This window comes from Microbacterium sediminis, assembly GCF_004564075.1.
GTDB lineage: Bacteria > Actinomycetota > Actinomycetes > Actinomycetales > Microbacteriaceae > Microbacterium > Microbacterium sediminis.
The window spans coordinates 1,411,507-1,428,500 of the sequence record NZ_CP038256.1 but is presented as its reverse complement, the minus strand read 5'-3'; the positions used below and the strand labels follow the sequence as shown (position 1 = coordinate 1,428,500).

Here is a 16,994-nt window from a genome sequence, read left to right as displayed (position 1 = left end):
CATCGTGATGGAACAGATCGCCGAGGCGCTGCTGAGCCTGGCCGCGTCGCCGTGGATCTACCTCGTCGCACTCGTCGTCGCGGCCGTCGACGGCTTCTTCCCGCCCATGCCGAGCGAGACGATCGTCGTCGCCGCCGCGGCCATCGGCGCCGCCACCGGCACGCCCCACGCCGTGCTCATCGGCCTCGCGGCCGCCCTCGGGGCCTTCGCGGGCGACAACCTCACGTACCTGCTGGGACGCCGGATCGGCACCGATCGCTTCCGGTGGATGCGCGGCGGTCGTGCCTCGGCCGCGATCGGCTGGGCGCGACGATCGCTCGAGCAGCGCGGCACGTCGCTCATCCTCATCGCGCGGTACATCCCGGTCGGTCGGATCGCCGTGAACCTCACCGCGGGCGCCACCGGCTATCCGCGCCGCCGCTTCGTCGCCGCGTCCGCGGTGGCGGCGGTGACGTGGGCCGCATACTCGGTGGCGATCGGAACGATCGCCGGGATGTGGTTCGAGGCCAACCCGCTCGTCGGGGCGGCCATCGGCGTGGCGCTGGCGCTCCTCATCGGCATCGTCATCGATCGCGTGAGCGCCCGGCGGCGGGCGCGGCGTGAGCCGGCCGAGCCGGCCGCCGCGGAGCTCGCGACCGTCAGCCGAGGATGAGCACGACGGCGAAGATCACCGGGATGCAGCCGATCGTCGTGAGGAAGACGGTGTCGCGCGCGAGCGTCTCGCCGACGTCGTAGCGCTGGGAGTAGTTGAAGACGTTCTGCGCGCTCGGGAGCGCCGCCATGACGGTCACCGCCAGCAGGTCGTGCCCGGTCATCCCGAAGGCGAACCGCCCGAGCGCCCACGCGACCACCGGCATGAGCAGCAGCTTGAACCCCGTGGCGATGACGACGTCGGCGCGCGTGCCGTGGGTGGTGAGCACCTTCTGCCCGTGCAGCGACATGCCGAAGCTGATGAGGAGGATCGGGATGCCCGCGTCGGCGATGAGGCGCGCGGGGTCCATGACGATCGGCGGCAGCTCCGCCCCGGTGAAGGCGACGATGGTTCCGAGCAGCGCCCCGATGATCATCGGGTTGCGCAGGGTGCGGCGGATGATCAGGCGGATCTCCGTGCTGCCCGACGAGATCGCGTCGAGCAGGGCGAGGACGATCGGCGTGAACAGCAGCAGCTGGATGAGGATGATCGGGGCCGAGTAGGCGCCGCTGCCGAGCAGGTAGGTGGCGATCGGCAGGCCGATGTTGTTGCCGTTGACGTAGCCCGACCCCAGCGAGCCGATGACCGTGGCCCCGAGCGGGCGATGCAGCACGAGCCGCGAGATGAGCGCGTAGAGCAGGAACATGATCACCGCGGCCAGCAGCGAGACGGGCAGCAGCGCCGAGAACAGCACCGTCACGTCGGCCTCGGCCAGCACGACGAAGAGCAGGAACGGGCTCAGCACGAAGAACGTGAGGCGGCTGAGCACGTAGCGGGCGTGCTCGCCCAGCAGATCGATGCGCCCGATGACGTAGCCGGTGAAGATGGCCAGCCCGACGACCGCGTATCCCGTGAGCACCGCGATCATGCGTCGTCCGGCATACGTTCGTGGCTCATCACCCGTCCACGATACGCCCGGGCCGCGGCGCTCCCCGCCCGAGCCCCGACATAGGCTGGTCGGGTGCCACACGAGCTCGAGCGCATCACCGTCTTCACCGGATCGTCTCCCGGCAGGGGAGAGGCGTACCTGCGCGCCGCGCACGCCGTCGGCACCCGGATCGCCGAGCGCGGGATCGGCCTCGTGTACGGCGGCGGCAACGTGGGCCTCATGGGCGCGGTCGCCACGGCGGCGCGCGAGGCCGGGGGAGAGGTCATCGGGGTCATGCCCGAGGCGCTCCTGAACAAGGAGATCGCGCACGACGACCTCAGCGCGTTCGAGGTGGTGCCCGACATGCACGCCCGCAAGATGCGGATGGCCGATCTCGCCGACGGCTTCGTCGCGCTGCCGGGTGGGGTCGGCACGCTCGAGGAGTTCTTCGAGGCGTGGACGTGGCTGCAGCTCGGCATCCACGACAAGCCGATCGCGCTGTACGACGTCGACGGATTCTGGCAGCCGGCGCTCGCGATGCTCGACAAGCTCGTCGAGGAGGGCTTCGTGGCCGAGGCCTTTCGCGAGGGGCTCCTCGTCGTCACCGATCCCGATGTGCTGATCGACCGATTCCTCGCCTGGACCCCGCCGGCGCCGAAGTGGCCCGAGCAGTCGGCACCGTCGGCGACGCTGCGCTGATCAGGCCTTCTGGACCGTGATCGTCCACGCGGCGTCGCCCACCCGGTCGAACGCCGTGACGGGGTAGCCGCTCTCGGCGGCCCACTGGGGGATGGTCTCGGTCGCCTGCGTGCAGTCGAACGTGATGACGAGCTCGTCGCCCGTATCCAGCTGGGCGATCGCCTCCTTCGCCTCGACGAGGGGGAAGGGGCACACGAGCCCGCTGGTCTCGAGCAGCTTCTTGGCCATGGGGGGTTCCTTTCGTGGTCAGACGCGGGCGGCGGCCGCCGCGGGCGCATCGATGAGCTTGTTCGCAGTGCGCAGGGTCTGGCGGAACGAGATCTTCACGGCGATGCCCGCGCCGAGGATCATCGCCCCCGTGGCGACCCAGCCCTGGTAGCTGAACTGCGCGGTGGCGACCATCGAGTTGCCGACCGTGCAGCCGCCGGCGATCGTCGCGCCGATGCCCATGAGCGCGCCGCCGACGATCGAGCGGACGATGGTGGCGGCGTCGGGCACCCGCACGCGGAACTCGCCCGAGGCGACCGCCGAGATCGTGGCGCCCAGGAGGATGCCCGCGACGAGGAAGACGCCCCAGTCGATGAGCCCCGTGTCGCCCGTGACGAGGTAGCCGGCGATGTTGCGCGAGGGGCCGGTGATGCCGAGGCCGGAGTTGCGTCCGGTCGCCGCCGAGAGCGGCCACGCGATGGTGGCGATCACGCCGATGAGGGCCGCCACGAGGAACGGGTTCAGGCGCTTCTCGAAGAGGATGTGCGCCAGTCCCGTCTTGCGGGGCGGCAGCGTGGCGACGGGGGTCTTCACCTTGCGCGCATGGTGCACGGCCAGGGCGCCCGCGATCGCGGCGAGGACGACGACGAGAACCCACGGCGAGACACCGAGCGTGTCGTGGATCGTGCCGTCGGCGATCTGGAAGCTCTTCAGCCACTCCGTCACGCCCGCGAGCGGGCCGGTTCCGGCGATCGCGGCGAACAGGCCGTAGAAGACGAGCGCGAACCAGCTGCCGACGAGACCCTCGCCGGCGCGGTAGTACGTGCCGGTGGCGCAGCCACCCGCGAGGATGATCGCGAAGCCGAAGATCAGACCGCCCACGATCGACGCGAGCCAGGGGAAGGTCTGCGCCGGCAGCGAGACGATGCCCAGGCCCTGCAGGGCGAACAGCCCGGCGGCGTGCACGGCGATGAGCAGGAGCAGCGCCGAGAGCATGCGGGTGTTCCGCGAGAGCCAGATGTCGCGGTAGGCGGCGGTGACGCAGAAGCGCCCTCGCTGGAACAGATAGCCCAGGAGCGCTCCGACGGCGAGACCGGTGACGATCATGCGGTGTCCTTTCGCGGCAGGCGCCGCGGGGGAGTGCGGCGCAGAGGCCACGCTAGGGACCGATCCCTTCGGAGAGAGGGATGTTTCGGAACATTTCGCGCGCGACGGCTGGATACGCTGTCTCCGTGGTGTCGCATGCCGATCTGGTCGCGTTGCGTCGGGTGCGCGATCGCATCGACCGGGAGTACGCCCAGCCGCTCAACGTGGACGAGCTGGCGCGCGGCGCCCACATGTCGTCGGGGCATCTGAGCAGGCTGTTCCGCGAGGCGTATGGCGAGTCGCCCTACAGCTACGTCATGACGCGGCGCGTGGAGCGCGCCATGGCGCTGCTGCGCGAGAGCGATCTGTCCATCACCGAGATCTGCTTCGCGGTGGGCGCGCAGTCGCTCGGCACCTTCAGCACGCGCTTCAAGGAGCTCGTCGGCGTCTCGGCGCGGGAGTACCGCGCCCAGGCGTTCGGGCACTTCGACGGCGTCGCGCCGTGCATGGTGAAGCGGATCGCGCGACCGGTCAGGAATCGAGAAGCGCCGGGGGAGTCCGGGTCATAGCGTGGGCGGCATGAACCTCACCATCCATCAGACCATGCTCCCGCAGAACGACTACGAGGCCTCGCTCGCCTTCTACCGCGACGTGCTCGGCTTCGAGGTGCGCGGCGACGTCGGCTACAACGGCATGCACTGGGTCACGGTGGGCCCCGCCGGCCAGCCCGACGTGTCGATCGTGCTGTACCCACTCGGCGCCGACCCGGGCGTGACCGACGCCGAGCGCGAGATGATCGAGGCGATGATGGCCAAGGGCACGTACGCGAGCCTGAACCTGGCCTCGCCGGAGCTCGACGCGGTGTTCGAGCGGCTCGCCGCATCGGACGCGGAGATCGTGCAGGAGCCCACCGACCAGCCGTACGGCATCCGCGACGGTGCCGTCCGCGACCCCGCGGGCAACCTGCTGCGCATCCAGCAGACGGCCTGAGCATCGGATGTCGACGGCCCCCGCTAGCGTGGGCTCCATGAGCCCGCACCCCGCCGACGCGCACGACGTGATCCGCGTGCGCGGCGCCCGCGAGAACAACCTCAAGGGCGTCGACCTCGACCTCCCCAAGCGCCGCCTCACCGTGTTCACGGGCGTGTCGGGCTCGGGGAAGAGCTCGATCGCGTTCGAGACGATCGCGGCCGAGTCGCAGCGCATGATCAACGAGACGTACAGCGCGTTCGTGCAGGGCTTCATGCCGCAGCTGGCGCGCCCGGAGGTCGACTCGCTCGACGGCCTGACCACCGCGATCGTCGTCGACCAGGAGCGCCTCGGTGCCAACATCCGCTCGACCGTCGGCACGGCGAGCGACGCCAACGCGCTGCTGCGCATTCTCTTCAGCCGGCTGGGCGATCCGCAGATCGGCCCGCCCAACGCCTACTCGTTCAACACGCCGTCGGTGAAGGCGACCGGGTCGATCCTTGTCGAGCGCACCGGCGGCGCGGCGCGCGAGCGCGCCGACTTCACGATGCTCGGCGGCATGTGTCCGGGCTGCGAGGGGACGGGGCGCGTGTCCGAGCTCGATCTCACGAAGATCTACGACCCGTCGCTGTCGCTCGAGGAGGGCGCGATCCTCGTGCCCGGCTACAAGCCGGGCGGATGGATGGTGCGTCAGTACAGCGAGGCCGGGTTCTTCCCGGGCGATCGGCCGGTGGGGGAGTTCACGGCGGAGCAGCTGCACGATTTCCTCCACAAGGACGAGACGAAGGTCCAGATCAACGGGATCAACCTCACCTACCTCGGCCTCGTGCCGCGGATCCGGCAGTCGGTGCTGTTGAAGGACCGCGAGGCGATGCAACCGCACATCCGCGCGTGGGTCGACGAGGCCGTGGCCTTCGGGCCGTGCCCGGAGTGCGAGGGAACGCGCCTGGCCGCCCCGGCGCGGTCGTCGAAGATCGCCGGCCTCTCGATCGCGGATGCCTGCGCCATGCAGGTGTCCGACCTCCTCGCGTGGGTGCGCGGGCTCGACGAGCCGGGCGCCGCGCCGCTGCTGGGCGCACTGGGCGACCTGCTGCAGTCGTTCGTCGACATCGGCCTCGGCTACCTGTCGCTCGACCGGGCGTCGGGCACGCTGAGCGGGGGAGAGGCGCAGCGGCTGAAGATGATCAAGCACCTCGGCTCGCCGCTGACCGACGTCACGTACGTCTTCGACGAGCCGACGGCGGGTCTGCACCCGCACGACATCCAGCGGATGAACGCGCTGCTGCGGCAGCTGCGCGACAAGGGCAACACCGTGCTCGTGGTCGAGCACAAGCCCGAGACGATCGAGATCGCCGATCACGTCGTCGACGTCGGCCCCGGCGCCGGCCGCGCGGGTGGCGAGATCTGCTTCACCGGCACCGTCGACGAGTTGCGCCGCAGCGGCACGGTCACCGGGCGCCACCTCGACGATCGCGCGATGCTCAAGCCGGCCGTTCGCACGCCCACGGGCGCCCTCGAGATCCGCGGGGCGACGGCGAACAACCTGCAGAACGTCTCGGTCGACGTGCCCCTCGGCGTCCTCGTGGCGCTCACCGGCGTGGCCGGCAGCGGCAAGAGCTCCCTCGTGAACGAGCAGCTGGCCGGGCGCCCGGGCGTGGTGTTCGTGGATCAGAGCGCGATCAAGGGATCGAGCCGCAGCAACCCGGCCACGTACACGGGGCTGCTCGAGCCGATCCGCAAGGCGTTCGCCAAGGCCAACGGCGTCAAGCCGGCGCTGTTCAGCTCTAACAGCGAGGGCGCCTGCCCGACGTGCAAGGGCAACGGCTCCATCACGACCGAGTTCGGCTTCATGCAGGGCGTCACCACGCCGTGCGAGGACTGCGGCGGCCGTCGCTTTCTGGCATCGGTGCTCGAGTACACCCTGGGTGGCAAGAACATCGCGGATGTGCTGGATCTGCCCGTCTCCGAGGCGCTCGCGTTCTTCTCGACGGGTGAGGCCAGGATTCCCGCGGCCGCGAAGATCCTGCAGCGGCTCGACGACGTGGGGCTGAGTTATGTCAGCTTGGGTCAGGCGCTCTCGACGCTGTCGGGCGGGGAGCGGCAGCGGCTCAAGCTCGCCGTGCAGATGGGCGACGGTGCCGACGTGTACGTGCTCGACGAGCCGACGACCGGACTGCACCTGGCCGACGTCTCGAAGATGCTCGACATGCTCGACCGTCTCGTCGACTCCGGCACGTCGGTGATCGTCATCGAGCATCACCAGGCCGTCATGGCGCACGCCGACTGGATCATCGACATGGGTCCCGGCGCCGGGCACGACGGCGGACGCGTGGTGTTCGAGGGAACGCCCGCAGAGCTCGTCGCCGCGCGCTCGACGCTCACGGGCCAGCACCTGGCGGACTACGTCGCGTCCTGAGCGCTCCATGCGGCTGTGGTGGTCGCGTGGATTGGGTGGGTCTCGGGCGCGTGGGTCTCGGGCGGGTAGGCCGTTGCGCCTCGGCCGGGTGGACCGGGTGCACAACGTCGGACGATGCGCGCACCATGGCGGCGATCAGCGCTGCGCAGGACGTTTCACTGCGGATTGGTCCGCCCGTGCGCGAATCTCCTTGCGTCCTGCGCCGCGCGTCCGCCCGAGCGCGCACGACGGTACGAGCTCCGGAACGGGCCCTATCCTCTCGGCCTGCCCAACGTGCTCGAGCCGATAATGCACATTATGTCAGCACATGGGAAACGCGGCCATGAAGGCGGCGATCTCCCCGCGGACCACGGCGCCCTGGAGCCGCCGCTCCACCGTGGAGAACGCGCCCTGCAGCGAGTGGTCCGTCATGGAGCCGTTCCTCTGCCGCCTACGCGCCGATCTGCGCGAGGATCGCGAGTCGGTCGGTGCCCGTGAACTCCGCGATGCGGCCTGTGGCGATCCGATACATTGCGAACTCGGCGACGTTCACGTGCCGGCGGGTGGGTGCGACGCCCTGGAATGCCGCCTGGTGGGTGCCGCTCCCCCGCAGATGCACGGCGAGCCGGTCGTCCTCGACCACGAGCTGGATCCGCTTCCACCGCCAGTCGGGGAACGCGTGGAAGAGCTCGGCGAGATCGGCGATCCACGCGTCCGCTCCCCCGGGCAGGTGCGCACGCCGCACGGCGGGATCGAGGAACTCCCGGATGCGATCCAGATCGTGCCGGTTCAGCGCGTCGAGGTAGTCCTCGAACCACTCACGCACCTGCCACGGCTCCACTCGCCCATTATCGCGACCTGCCGCCGGCGCAGCGTGCGCTCGCTCACGACTCCCCGAGCGCTCAGAACACGGGCATGTCCGCCGAGAGCCAATGCTCCGGCCGCATATCGATCGCCACCTGCGGGCCGAACGACGCGGACGCCTCGAGATACGCGGACGCGGCCTCCTCCGGCAGGTAGCGGCGCACGAGCTCGGCCTCCATCTCGCGGGACGCCGTGGCGAACGCGACGACGGGCCCCTCTACGCTGACGTACCGCGGGTTCGGCTCGGCGCGCTGCGCGAGCAGGCTGAATCTGCCGGCCTGCTCGATCAGCTGCGCCTTGCGCGAGTCTCGCGGGGTGATGATCCGGATGTCGCCGCCGGGCTCGTACAGGTACCAGACGGGCACGACAACGGGTGCACGGTCGCCCGCGGCCACGGCCACGGCGCCGATGTGGGGCTCCGCCAAGAACGCCTGGCGCTCGTTCAGGGGAAGTGCCATGCTCCGAGCATGCCGACGGCCACCGACATCCGCGGTGGGCCAGAGCAACCCGTGCCGTCAGATCCGACCGCGGACCGGCGTGCGGTCCACCGGGTCGCCCTCGTTCGGCATGACCATCTCGGCGCGCACGCCGAGCAGGCGCACCTCGCGGTCCTCCAGGGCGTCGCTCAGTGCGAGCACCGCGGCGACCACGTCCTCGCGTCGCGTCGTCGGCTCGGGAAGCTTCCGGCCGAACGTGCGGGTCTCGAACGGCGCGTACCGGACCTTGACGTGCACCCGCACGACGGGCCGCCCCTCGGCGGCGCAGTCCGCGGCGGCCTGCTCGGCGAGCACCCGGACGGCCGCGCGGACCTCGTCGCGCGTGGCGAGATTGCGCTGATACGTCGTCTCGCGGCCACAGCCGCGGGCGATCCAGGGCGAGTCGTCGACCACCGCGGGCCCGACCCCCTGCCCCAGCTCGTGATACCAAACGCCCATCTTCGGCCCGAACTCCCGCACGAGCTCCCCCGGGTCGGCGTGCGCGAGCTCGGTCACGGTGTGGATGCCGAGCGCCGCGAGCCGCTTCTCCACGCGCGAGCCGACGCCCCACAGCGCCCGCGTGGGCCGGTCCCCCATCACCTCGAACCAGTTCGCCTCGGTCAGGCGGAACACGCCGCGCGGCTTGCCGAACTCGGTGGCGATCTTGGCGCGCACCTTGTTGTCGCCGATCCCGACCGTGCAGTGCAGGGCGGTCGCGTCCCACACCCGGCGCTGGGCGTCGCGGGCGATCGCCTCCGGGTCGTCGGCGCGGATGCCGAGGAAGCACTCGTCCCAGCCGAGCACCTCCACGACGGCGCCGGGCACCTCCCGCAGCGCGGTCATCACCTCGTGCGACGCGGCGTCGTAGGCGTCGCGGTCGACGGGGAGGAACACCGCGTCCGGCGGCGCCTTCCGCGCGGCGATCTTCATCGGCATCCCGGAGCCGATCCCGAACGCGCGTGCCTCGTACGAGGCGGTGGAGACGACCGCGCGCTCGGTCGGATCGCCCCGACCGCCGACGATGACGGGCAGGCCGGCCAGCTCGGGACGGCGGCGCACCTCGACGGCGGCGATGAACTGGTCCATGTCGACGTGCAGGACCCACGCTGCGGCGGCCATGCCACGAGTGTGGCCTCTCCCCCGCTCGGGATCCAGGGGTCCCGTGGGCGCGACGGGGGCATCGCGCCCACGGGGATCGGTCAGGACGCGGGCAGGACGAGCTCCTGGCCCACGACGATGACGTCGGGGTCGTCGATCGTGTCCTGGTTGACGGCGAGGATGCCGAGCCAGCCGCTGTCGAGCTGGTGCTCCTCGGCGATGTCGAACAGCGTGTCGCCCGACTCGACCGTGTAGGTCTCGTCCGACGGCTCCACGTCCGGCAGCGTGTAGGTGGGCTCGGGGGCCGACTGCTCGGCCGGAGCCGCCGGGGCGGCCTCCGCGGGAGCGGCCTGTGCCGGTGCGGGCGCCGGCGCGGCCTGGCTCGGCTCGGCGGCACCGGAGGCGCCGATCTGCGCCGAGCACGACGGCCACGCGCCCCAGCCCTGGGTCGCGAGCACGTTCTCCGCGACGCGGATCTGCTCCTCGCGCGACGCGTCGGCCGGGTTGCCGACGCCGCCGTTGGCCTGCCACGTCGACATCGAGAACTGCAGGCCGCCGTAGTAGCCGTTGCCGGTGTTGATCGCCCAGTTGCCACCGGACTCGCACTGGGCGAGGGCGTCCCGCGTCGCATCGTCGGCCGCGTTGGCCGCGGTCGGCATGAACACGGCGCCGGCGACCGCGGCGCCCGCGACGGCCAGTCCCCCGGTCACGAGGCGAGCGGCGCGCGATGCGGACGAGCGATTCGGGTTCTTCTTCGGGTACACACATACCTCCACGGCCCCGTCTGCCGCATGCGCGGCTCCGCCCGACCGGAACGACTCGAGGTCATGGGGCGAGGGCTCTGGGGGCGGACGCGACGGCGGCCCTCGCACAGGGGTCCGCCTACGATACGCATGATCACGATTCGATAACGAGCCCGTCCAGCGACTTGCCAGGAACTCGGCACCGCGCGCTCGGCGCCGTCGGCGCACGCGTGCGATGCCGGCGCCGGCCCCGTAGCGTGGCCTGCATGACCGCGCAGAGCGAGAACCCGTACGCACCGGCACACGCGATCCTCCTCCTCGACACCGAGCACTCCGGGATCGTTCCGTTCATCAACGAGCTCACCGGCGAGGCGACGCTGCCGGAGGACGTCCCTCTCCCCCGGATGAAGATGGGCGTCAACGGCGTCGACCTCGATCTGTCGGTCGTCGCCGCGCCGCTGCAGAGCGACCTGCTGGGCTTCGCGCTGGCGACGAGCCCGCTCCGGGGCACGCTGGAGCCCGCGGTCGCCCGCCATCGCGCCCACCTGCGCATCCTCGCCGCTCCCGCCGAGCCGTTCGCCGTGCAGCGGGCGCTCATGGCGGCGACCGCGCGACTGGCCTCCCGCGACGACGTGACCGCGGTGCTGCTGCCGCACCAGGAGGCGCTCACGACCGACGTGATGTACGTGGGCGAGGCGATGCAGCGGCCGGCCCTGACGTGGTTCCGCACCAACGCGGCGGGCCAGGGCGACGGCACGTCGATCGCGTTCACACGCGGGATGTGGGCGCTCGGCGGCACCGACGTGGTGCTGCAGGGGGTCCCGTGGACCCCGGCCGAGGCGTTCTCGGCCCTGCGCGCGGCCGTCGCGACCGCGCTCGAGGCCGAGCGCCCGCCGCGCGAGGGCGACACCCTGGAGGTCTCAGGCGTTCCCCACACGCTCGAGACGGGCGTCGACCCGATCGACGGGCGCCCGGTGCTCCGCCTCGTCGCCGCGGGCTGAGGCGTCGCTCAGCGCCCCAACGGCGTCCAGCCGAGCGGCACCGGCCCGTCCCAGAGCGCACGCTCCTCATCGGCGCGCGCCGACCAGCCCTGGGCCGACGCGACCGCGTCGAAGCCGCCCCGGGCGACCCGGAACCCGACGTCGTCGTGATGCGAGCGCGGGGGTCCGCCGCGCCGGGTCGAGGCGCGCACGCTCCACTCCGCGTCGGCGTATCCCCCGCCGCGGAAGACGCGATAGTCGGCGTACCGGGCGGGATCGAGCAGGTCCCAGCACCACTCCCACACGTTGCCGAGCATGTCGAACGTGCCGTTGAGGTTCGGCAGCTTCCCGCCCACGTTCTGCGGATGCGACACGCCGTCGAGCTCGGTCCACGCGACCTCCGGCAGCGGCCCGTAGTGGGGACCCGCGGATCCCGCGCGGCACGCGAGCTCCCACTCGGCCTCCGTCGGCAGCCGGTAGCCGTCGGAGTCGACGTGCCACGTGACGTCCTCGCCGTCGAACGTGTAGGCGGGGTCGAGTCCATCCCACTCGCTCGCGGCGTTGCAGAAGGCGACCGCCCGCTGCCACGACACCTCGACCGCGGGGCGGCGCGGATGCTCCGCGGCGATGCCGAGCATCTCGCCCAGCTGCTCCTCCGTGACGGCGTAGACGCCGATCTCGAACGGCTCGAGCGTCACCGTCCGATGGGCCTTGCGCCGGGCGTCGTGCAGCGTGACCGTGCCGGCCGCGATCGCGGCGAGTTCGATCTCCACCCCGAAACCCTAGCCCGGCGCGGCGCCGCTCACGCGGGAGCGCTCAGGACACGGCCTTGCGGATGAGCGCCGCGAGGAGATCCTCGTCGGCCGCCGTGAGCTCCGTGACGGCGAAGCTGACCGGCCACATCGTGCCCTCGTCGATGGCCGCGGCCTCGTCGAAGCCGATCGTCGCGTAGCGCGCCTTGAACTTCGCCGCCGCCTGGAAGAACACCACGACCTTGCCCTTGGCGTTCTTCCACGCCGGCATGCCGTACCAGGTGCTGGCGGCCAGCTCGGGAGCGTGCTCCGTGACGAGCGCCCGTACGCGCTCGGCGATGGCGCGATCGCCCTCCGGCATGTCCGCGATCGCCTGGGCGAGCGCCTCGGCGTCGTTCTTCTTGGGGCGGCGCCGCTCCTTCGCGGTCTCCTTGATCGCCTCGCGCTCCTCGGCGGTCAGTCCCTCGCTCGTTGCCATCGTCGGCTCCTCTCGTATCGGATGAGGATCACGCTACGCAGGGCGCGGGCCGCCCGCTTCTCGATTCCTGATGGTCTCGCGCCCGCACGCTCCGGACGCCCTAGCGTGATTCCCATGACCGATTCTCCTTCCGCCGTCCACGAGATGCGTCTCGTCGTCGCGGTCGACGATCTCGATGCGGCACTCCGGTTCTTCCGCGACACCCTCGGCCTCCCCGAGCGGGCGGCATACTCCGGCGAGGGCGACGCGCGCGTGGCGATCCTCGAGGCGGGCGCGGCGACGCTCGAGCTCGCGAACCGCGCCCAGGTGCGCATGATCGACGGCGTCGAGACCGAGGGCGGCCGCAGCGATCCGCTGCGGGTGGCCTTCGAGGTCGACGACGCCGCCGCCACGACCGAGCGGCTCGTCGAGGCCGGCGCCGGGTTGGAGGCGCGGCCGCGCGAGACGCCGTGGCGCTCGCTGAACGCCCGGCTCCGCGCCCCCGGCGACCTGCAGATCACCCTCTTCCAGGAGCTCGAGTCGCTCGCCACGCGCCGCACGCGAGCGGGCTTCGGCACCGCGGGCGACGCGGCGGAGCCCGACCCCGTCCCGCAGGTGCTGACGAGGGAGCGCGAACTGCAGGACCCGGCCGTGCGACGCGACCCCGAGCGGCTCGGCGCGCTCCTCGCGCCCGACGCGACGGAGATCGGCGCGTCAGGCCGCACCTGGCACCGCGACGAGCTCGTCGACCTCGTCGCGGAGGAGGCCGACGATGCCGAGCCCATCGAGGTGCACGACCTGGAGGGCCGCGCGCTCACGGCCGACGTGGTCCTCGTGACGTGGACCTCGGTGCGGGGCCCGCACCGCGCGCGGCGCTCGTCGCTGTGGCGGCGCGACGGCGACCGGTGGCGTCTGGCGCACCACCAGGCCACGCCCGTCCCGCACGAGGTCTGAGCACCGCGGCGCCGCTCGACCGAGCGGTGGCCGCTCTGCGAGACTGATCCGATGGCGACCACCGCTGGCACCGACCCCGCTTTCGACCCCGCACGCGACGCGCGCGTGGCGCGCCGGATCGCCGAGCCGATCGACGAGCTGCAGGCCGTCGAGCGGCACCCGGAATACCGCGTCGACGTGGAGCGGATCCGGTTCTCCCCGTACTACTCGCGCCTGTCGGCCGTCACGCAGGTGATCTCGCAGACCGGTGCCGGGCTCGCGGTGCACAACCGGCTCACCCACTCGATCAAGGTCGCCGCCGTCGCGCGGGCGATCGCCACGCACCTGAGCAGCCGGGACGGCGAGGACGGCCGGCTCGTCGCCGAGCTGGGCGGCTGCCACCCCGTCGTCGTCCAGGCCGCGGCCGCCGCGCACGATCTCGGGCACCCGCCGTTCGGTCACCTGGGCGAGCAGACGCTCGACCGGCTCGCGCGCGAGCGATTCGGCCTGGCCGAGGGGTTCGAGGGCAACGCGCAGACCTACCGCATCATCACCCGCCTCGACGAGCACGACGAGCCGGGCGTCGGCCTGAACCTCACCGCCGCCGTGCGGGCGGCCGTGCTGAAGTACCCCTGGCTGCGCGGCCAGGGCGGCGCGCGGCGCGGCGGCGGGGGCAAGTTCTCGTACTACGCGCTCGACATCGCCGACCAGCGGGCCGCGCTGTCGGCCTACCCGCGGATCGAGCCTGGTCAGCAGACGCTCGAGTGCTCGGTGATGGACATCGCCGACGACATCGCCTACTCCCTGCACGACCTCGACGACTTCTACCGCGCCGGCCTGCTCGACCAGGCGATCATCTCGGCGGAGTTCCGCACCTGGCGGTCGGAGCTGCATCACCTGCGCGACCTCGACCTCCCCGAGCTCATGGCGGGCGAGCGCGCACCCGGGCGGTCGCTCGAGCTGCTGTGGCGCCGCCTGGCGCAGAAGGATCCGTGGATCGCCGACACCGACGCGTTCGACGAGGCGGTCGCGAAGGTCTCCGCCGAGGTCGTCGACGGCCTGCTGCTGCAGCCGTTCGACGGCTCGCTCGCCGCCGAGCGCGGCCTGGCGCGCTTCACGAGCGGCTGGATCGCGCACCTGCAGTCCCGCGTGCGGCTGCACCGCTCCCCCGACGTCCGCTCGGGGCACGTGAGCCTCGATCGCACCGCCTGGCACGAGGTGGCGGTGCTGAAGTTCCTGCACCAGCGCTTCATCCTGCATCGGCCCGACCTCGCGGTGTACCAGCGGGGGCGCGCGGCGGTGCTGGAGCGGCTCGTCGACGGCTTCGCGGCGTGGCTGGACGATCCCTACGACGCGCGTCGTGGGCCGCGCCGGCTCGTCGACATCGTGGACCTCGCGACCGACGACTACATGCGGCTGCGCGTGGAGGAGCCCGAGCTGCTCGACACCGACGACGCCACGCGGCTGCGTCGCCTGGCAGTGGGCCGCGGGATCATCGACTACGTCGCCTCGCTCACCGACGCCCAGGCGAGCTCGCTCGACGCCCTCCTCGCCGGCCAGACCGAGCGGCTCTGGGAGGCCGGCCAGGGGCTCTGAGCCGCCCTCAGGGACGCGAGGGCCGCGTGAGGACCTCGGGCCCCTCGGGTGTGATGGCGACGGTGTGCTCACTGTGCGCGGACCGGCTCCCGGTGGCGCTGCGCAGAGTCCAGCCGTCCGCATCGACGACGAGCTCGTCGGTGCCGATCATCGCCCACGGCTCGAGGGCGAGCATCAGCCCGGGCCGCAGCCGGTAGCCGCGGCCGGGGCGACCGTCGTTGGCCACGTGCGGATCACCGTGCATGGTCGTGCCGATCCCGTGTCCGCCGAAGTCCGTGTTGATCGGGTAGCCGGCGTTGCGCAGCACCGTGCCGATCGCGTGCGAGATATCGCCCGTGCGGGCGCCGAGACGCGCCGCCGCGACGGCGGCGTCCAGGGCGCGTTCGGTGGCGTCGATGAGCGCGCGATCCTCGGGACGCCGAGCGGTGCCAACGATGAAGCTGATCGCGGCGTCCGCGGCGATCCCATCGAGCGACACAGCCAGATCAAGCGTGAGCAGGTCGCCGTCGGCGAGTACCTGGTCGCGCGGCATACCGTGCAGCACCGCGTCGTTCACGGCCGTGCAGATGTAGTGCCCGAAGGGGCCCCGCCCGAAAGACGGCGCATAGTCCACGTAGCAGGATTCCGCTCCTGCCGCGCGGATCAACTCCTGCGCCCACCCGTCGATCTCCAGCAGGCTCACGCCGACCGCGGCACGCTCCCGCAGCTCCTGGAGAATGTCGCCGACAAGAGCGCCACTCCTCCGCGCCCGCCGGAGCTGGTCGGCGTTCAGGATCTCGATCATGCGGGACTCGTCTCGGTCATCCAATAACAATACCGGTCAAACAATACCGGTAGGCTGAGCGCATGATGGTTCGCCTGCCCCTCACCCCCGAGGAGATCGCGCGAGGCGAGCGCCTCGGCGCGATCCTGCGCCGTGCCCGCGGGGCGCGGACGATCCTGGACGTCGCCGCCGCCGCGGAGGTGTCCCCCGAGACGCTCCGCAAGATCGAGTCCGGCCGCGTCGCGACACCGTCGTTCCCCACGATCGCGGCCATCGCGGACGCCCTCGGGCTGTCGCTCGACGAGATCTGGATCGAGATCAGCGCCGCCGCGTCGCGCGCTCGCGCCTCGTAGCGGCCGTCAGCGCCAGCCGAGGGCGGGCGCGACGTGCGTGAGGATCGCCTCGATCACGTGGGTGTTGTACTCCACGCCGAGCTGATTCGGCACGGTGAGCAGCAGCGAATCGGCCTCGGCGATCGCCTCGTCCTGACGCAGCTGGGCGATCAGCTCGTCGGGTTCGGCCGCGTACGACCTGCCGAACACCGCGCGCGTGGACTCGTCGATGTAGCCGAAGCTGTCGCTGCGCTCCCCCGAGCCGAGGAAGTAGCGGCGGTCCATGTCGTTGGTGAGCGCGAAGATCGATCGCGACACCGACACGCGCGGCTCGAAGCCCCAGTCGTGCTTGGCCCACTCCTCGCGGAACTTGCGGATCTGCGTGGCCTGCTGCACGTGCAGCGGCTCGCCGGACTCGTCCCACTTGAGCGTGGAGGTCATCATGTTCATGCCGTGCTCCGCCGCCCACACGGCCGTGGCGTCCGAGCCGGCGCCCCACCAGATGCGCTGGCGCAGGCCCTCGGAGTGCGGCTCGAGGCGCAGCAGCCCCGGCGGGTTCGGGAACATCGGTCCCGGGTTCGGCTGCGCGAAGCCCTGCCCCTCGAGCAGCTGCAGCACGAGCAGCGTCTTCTGGCGGGCGGCCTCGGCGCCGTCCGGATCGTCGTCGGCGGCCTGGTAGCCGAAGTACTTCCAGCCGTCGATCACCTGCTCGGGTGAGCCGCGCGAGACGCCGAGCTGCAGCCGGCCGTCGGAGATGAGATCGGCGGCGCCGGCGTCCTCGACGAAGTACATCGGGTTCTCGTAGCGCATGTCGATCACGCCGGTGCCGATCTCGATGCGCTTCGTGCGCGCGCCGACCGCGGCGAGCAGCGGGAACGGCGAGGCCAGCTGGCGCGCGAAGTGGTGGACGCGGAAGTACGCGCCGTCCGCCCCGACCTCCTCGGCCGCCTGCGCGAGGTCGATCGACTGATGCAGCACGTCCGAGGCGCTGCGGGTGCCGGACTCCGGGTGCGGCGTCCAGTGCCCGAAGGAGAGGAAGCCGATGCTCTTGCGGGTGCTCACGGTTTCATTCAACGTCATGGATC

At 71.7% G+C, this 16,994-nt stretch carries 20 protein-coding genes; 9 read left to right on the top strand and 11 right to left on the bottom strand.

Annotated elements, in window-relative coordinates:
- The first annotated feature begins 7 nt into the window (after positions 1-7).
- Positions 8-652, top strand: a complete 645-nt coding sequence (locus E3O41_RS06770; RefSeq protein ID WP_067024235.1) for a DedA family protein — start codon at positions 8-10, stop codon at positions 650-652.
- Here E3O41_RS06770 and E3O41_RS06765 read toward each other — a convergent pair.
- Positions 639-1,559 carry an AEC family transporter gene (locus tag E3O41_RS06765; protein ID WP_067023302.1) on the bottom strand — a complete coding sequence of 307 codons (921 nt, stop codon included), beginning with the start codon at positions 1,557-1,559 and terminating at the stop codon, positions 639-641. The two genes, E3O41_RS06770 and E3O41_RS06765, sit on opposite strands and share 14 nt — an antisense overlap.
- A 93-nt stretch (positions 1,560-1,652) precedes the next feature.
- Between E3O41_RS06765 and E3O41_RS06760 the strand changes: the two genes are divergently transcribed.
- Positions 1,653-2,258, top strand: a complete 606-nt coding sequence (locus E3O41_RS06760) for an LOG family protein (protein WP_067023299.1) — start codon at positions 1,653-1,655, stop codon at positions 2,256-2,258.
- Here the strand turns inward: E3O41_RS06760 and E3O41_RS06755 are convergent, their stop codons facing one another.
- The gene (locus E3O41_RS06755; RefSeq protein WP_067023296.1) at positions 2,259-2,486 is read right to left on the bottom strand and encodes a sulfurtransferase TusA family protein; all 228 of its coding nucleotides are present in this window, start codon (positions 2,484-2,486) and stop codon (positions 2,259-2,261) included.
- Between the two features lie 18 nt (positions 2,487-2,504).
- Positions 2,505-3,572, bottom strand: a complete 1,068-nt coding sequence (locus E3O41_RS06750; protein ID WP_067023293.1) for a YeeE/YedE family protein — start codon at positions 3,570-3,572, stop codon at positions 2,505-2,507.
- Positions 3,573-3,652: 80 nt separating this feature from the next.
- Between E3O41_RS06750 and E3O41_RS06745 the strand changes: the two genes are divergently transcribed.
- The 3 genes from E3O41_RS06745 to E3O41_RS06735 are packed head-to-tail and all read left to right on the top strand — an operon-like array spanning position 3,653 to position 6,936.
- A complete protein-coding gene (locus E3O41_RS06745) occupies positions 3,653-4,120 on the top strand; it encodes a helix-turn-helix transcriptional regulator (RefSeq protein ID WP_067023291.1) in 468 nt (155 codons plus the stop codon).
- Between the two features lie 10 nt (positions 4,121-4,130).
- Positions 4,131-4,541 (top strand): VOC family protein, encoded by a 411-nt coding sequence (locus E3O41_RS06740; RefSeq protein ID WP_067023288.1) that lies wholly within the window; start codon positions 4,131-4,133, stop codon positions 4,539-4,541.
- Positions 4,542-4,578: 37 nt separating this feature from the next.
- A complete protein-coding gene (locus E3O41_RS06735) occupies positions 4,579-6,936 on the top strand; it encodes an ATP-binding cassette domain-containing protein (protein ID WP_205631736.1) in 2,358 nt (785 codons plus the stop codon).
- A gap of 430 nt (positions 6,937-7,366) precedes the next feature.
- On the opposite strand, the gene E3O41_RS06730 is transcribed toward E3O41_RS06735, so the two are convergent.
- From E3O41_RS06730 to E3O41_RS14495, 4 genes are all read right to left on the bottom strand, one after another.
- A complete protein-coding gene (locus E3O41_RS06730; RefSeq protein WP_067023282.1) occupies positions 7,367-7,756 on the bottom strand; it encodes an ester cyclase in 390 nt (129 codons plus the stop codon).
- 61 nt (positions 7,757-7,817) lie between these two features.
- Positions 7,818-8,237 (bottom strand): pyridoxamine 5'-phosphate oxidase family protein, encoded by a 420-nt coding sequence (locus E3O41_RS06725; protein ID WP_067023280.1) that lies wholly within the window; start codon positions 8,235-8,237, stop codon positions 7,818-7,820.
- A gap of 57 nt (positions 8,238-8,294) precedes the next feature.
- Positions 8,295-9,374 carry a DNA polymerase IV gene (locus E3O41_RS06720; RefSeq protein ID WP_067023277.1) on the bottom strand — a complete coding sequence of 360 codons (1,080 nt, stop codon included), beginning with the start codon at positions 9,372-9,374 and terminating at the stop codon, positions 8,295-8,297.
- 80 nt (positions 9,375-9,454) lie between these two features.
- Positions 9,455-10,063 carry a LysM peptidoglycan-binding domain-containing protein gene (locus E3O41_RS14495; protein ID WP_067024232.1) on the bottom strand — a complete coding sequence of 203 codons (609 nt, stop codon included), beginning with the start codon at positions 10,061-10,063 and terminating at the stop codon, positions 9,455-9,457.
- 299 nt (positions 10,064-10,362) lie between these two features.
- Here E3O41_RS14495 and E3O41_RS06710 point away from each other — a divergent pair, with 299 nt between their 5' ends.
- Positions 10,363-11,097 carry a hypothetical protein gene (locus tag E3O41_RS06710; protein ID WP_067023274.1) on the top strand — a complete coding sequence of 245 codons (735 nt, stop codon included), beginning with the start codon at positions 10,363-10,365 and terminating at the stop codon, positions 11,095-11,097.
- Positions 11,098-11,105: 8 nt separating this feature from the next.
- Here E3O41_RS06710 and E3O41_RS06705 read toward each other — a convergent pair whose 3' ends face one another.
- Both E3O41_RS06705 and E3O41_RS06700 read right to left on the bottom strand, forming a co-directional pair.
- The gene (locus tag E3O41_RS06705; RefSeq protein WP_135012182.1) at positions 11,106-11,849 is read right to left on the bottom strand and encodes a formylglycine-generating enzyme family protein; all 744 of its coding nucleotides are present in this window, start codon (positions 11,847-11,849) and stop codon (positions 11,106-11,108) included.
- Between the two features lie 43 nt (positions 11,850-11,892).
- Positions 11,893-12,306 (bottom strand): iron chaperone, encoded by a 414-nt coding sequence (locus E3O41_RS06700; protein ID WP_067023269.1) that lies wholly within the window; start codon positions 12,304-12,306, stop codon positions 11,893-11,895.
- Positions 12,307-12,420: 114 nt separating this feature from the next.
- On the opposite strand from E3O41_RS06700, the gene E3O41_RS14330 reads away from it, so the two are divergent.
- The gene (locus E3O41_RS14330) at positions 12,421-13,239 is read left to right on the top strand and encodes a DUF4440 domain-containing protein (RefSeq protein ID WP_067023266.1); all 819 of its coding nucleotides are present in this window, start codon (positions 12,421-12,423) and stop codon (positions 13,237-13,239) included.
- A 51-nt stretch (positions 13,240-13,290) separates the two neighbouring features.
- Complete coding sequence (locus tag E3O41_RS06685; protein ID WP_067023264.1) at positions 13,291-14,814, top strand: deoxyguanosinetriphosphate triphosphohydrolase family protein; 1,524 nt, start codon at positions 13,291-13,293, stop codon at positions 14,812-14,814.
- Positions 14,815-14,821: 7 nt separating this feature from the next.
- Here E3O41_RS06685 and map read toward each other — a convergent pair whose 3' ends face one another.
- Positions 14,822-15,598 (bottom strand): type I methionyl aminopeptidase, encoded by a 777-nt coding sequence (gene map, locus E3O41_RS06680; RefSeq protein WP_067023261.1) that lies wholly within the window; start codon positions 15,596-15,598, stop codon positions 14,822-14,824.
- A gap of 65 nt (positions 15,599-15,663) precedes the next feature.
- Between map and E3O41_RS06675 the strand changes: the two genes are divergently transcribed.
- Positions 15,664-15,930 (top strand): helix-turn-helix domain-containing protein, encoded by a 267-nt coding sequence (locus tag E3O41_RS06675; RefSeq protein WP_067024229.1) that lies wholly within the window; start codon positions 15,664-15,666, stop codon positions 15,928-15,930.
- A gap of 6 nt (positions 15,931-15,936) precedes the next feature.
- On the opposite strand, the gene E3O41_RS06670 is transcribed toward E3O41_RS06675, so the two are convergent.
- Positions 15,937-16,989, bottom strand: coding sequence for an LLM class flavin-dependent oxidoreductase (locus tag E3O41_RS06670; protein WP_067023258.1), 1,053 nt, complete (start codon positions 16,987-16,989; stop codon positions 15,937-15,939).
- Between the last annotated feature and the right edge of the window lie 5 nt (positions 16,990-16,994).

Bases quoted from the DNA above. Each gene is read 5' to 3' on its own strand.
- E3O41_RS06770 (WP_067024235.1), top strand. From the start codon at position 8: ATGGAACAGATCGCCGAGGCGCTGCTGAGCCTGGCCGCGTCGCCGTGG.
- E3O41_RS06765 (WP_067023302.1), bottom strand. From the start codon at position 1,559: ATGATCGCGGTGCTCACGGGATACGCGGTCGTCGGGCTGGCCATCTTC.
- E3O41_RS06755 (WP_067023296.1), bottom strand. From the start codon at position 2,486: ATGGCCAAGAAGCTGCTCGAGACCAGCGGGCTCGTGTGCCCCTTCCCC.
- E3O41_RS06750 (WP_067023293.1), bottom strand. From the start codon at position 3,572: ATGATCGTCACCGGTCTCGCCGTCGGAGCGCTCCTGGGCTATCTGTTC.
- E3O41_RS06745 (WP_067023291.1), top strand. From the start codon at position 3,653: ATGTTTCGGAACATTTCGCGCGCGACGGCTGGATACGCTGTCTCCGTG.
- E3O41_RS06740 (WP_067023288.1), top strand. From the start codon at position 4,131: ATGAACCTCACCATCCATCAGACCATGCTCCCGCAGAACGACTACGAG.
- E3O41_RS06735 (WP_205631736.1), top strand. From the start codon at position 4,579: ATGAGCCCGCACCCCGCCGACGCGCACGACGTGATCCGCGTGCGCGGC.
- E3O41_RS06725 (WP_067023280.1), bottom strand. From the start codon at position 8,237: ATGGCACTTCCCCTGAACGAGCGCCAGGCGTTCTTGGCGGAGCCCCAC.
- E3O41_RS06720 (WP_067023277.1), bottom strand. From the start codon at position 9,374: ATGGCCGCCGCAGCGTGGGTCCTGCACGTCGACATGGACCAGTTCATC.
- E3O41_RS06710 (WP_067023274.1), top strand. From the start codon at position 10,363: ATGACCGCGCAGAGCGAGAACCCGTACGCACCGGCACACGCGATCCTC.
- E3O41_RS06700 (WP_067023269.1), bottom strand. From the start codon at position 12,306: ATGGCAACGAGCGAGGGACTGACCGCCGAGGAGCGCGAGGCGATCAAG.
- E3O41_RS14330 (WP_067023266.1), top strand. From the start codon at position 12,421: ATGACCGATTCTCCTTCCGCCGTCCACGAGATGCGTCTCGTCGTCGCG.
- E3O41_RS06685 (WP_067023264.1), top strand. From the start codon at position 13,291: ATGGCGACCACCGCTGGCACCGACCCCGCTTTCGACCCCGCACGCGAC.
- map (WP_067023261.1), bottom strand. From the start codon at position 15,598: ATGATCGAGATCCTGAACGCCGACCAGCTCCGGCGGGCGCGGAGGAGT.
- E3O41_RS06675 (WP_067024229.1), top strand. From the start codon at position 15,664: ATGGTTCGCCTGCCCCTCACCCCCGAGGAGATCGCGCGAGGCGAGCGC.
- E3O41_RS06670 (WP_067023258.1), bottom strand. From the start codon at position 16,989: ATGACGTTGAATGAAACCGTGAGCACCCGCAAGAGCATCGGCTTCCTC.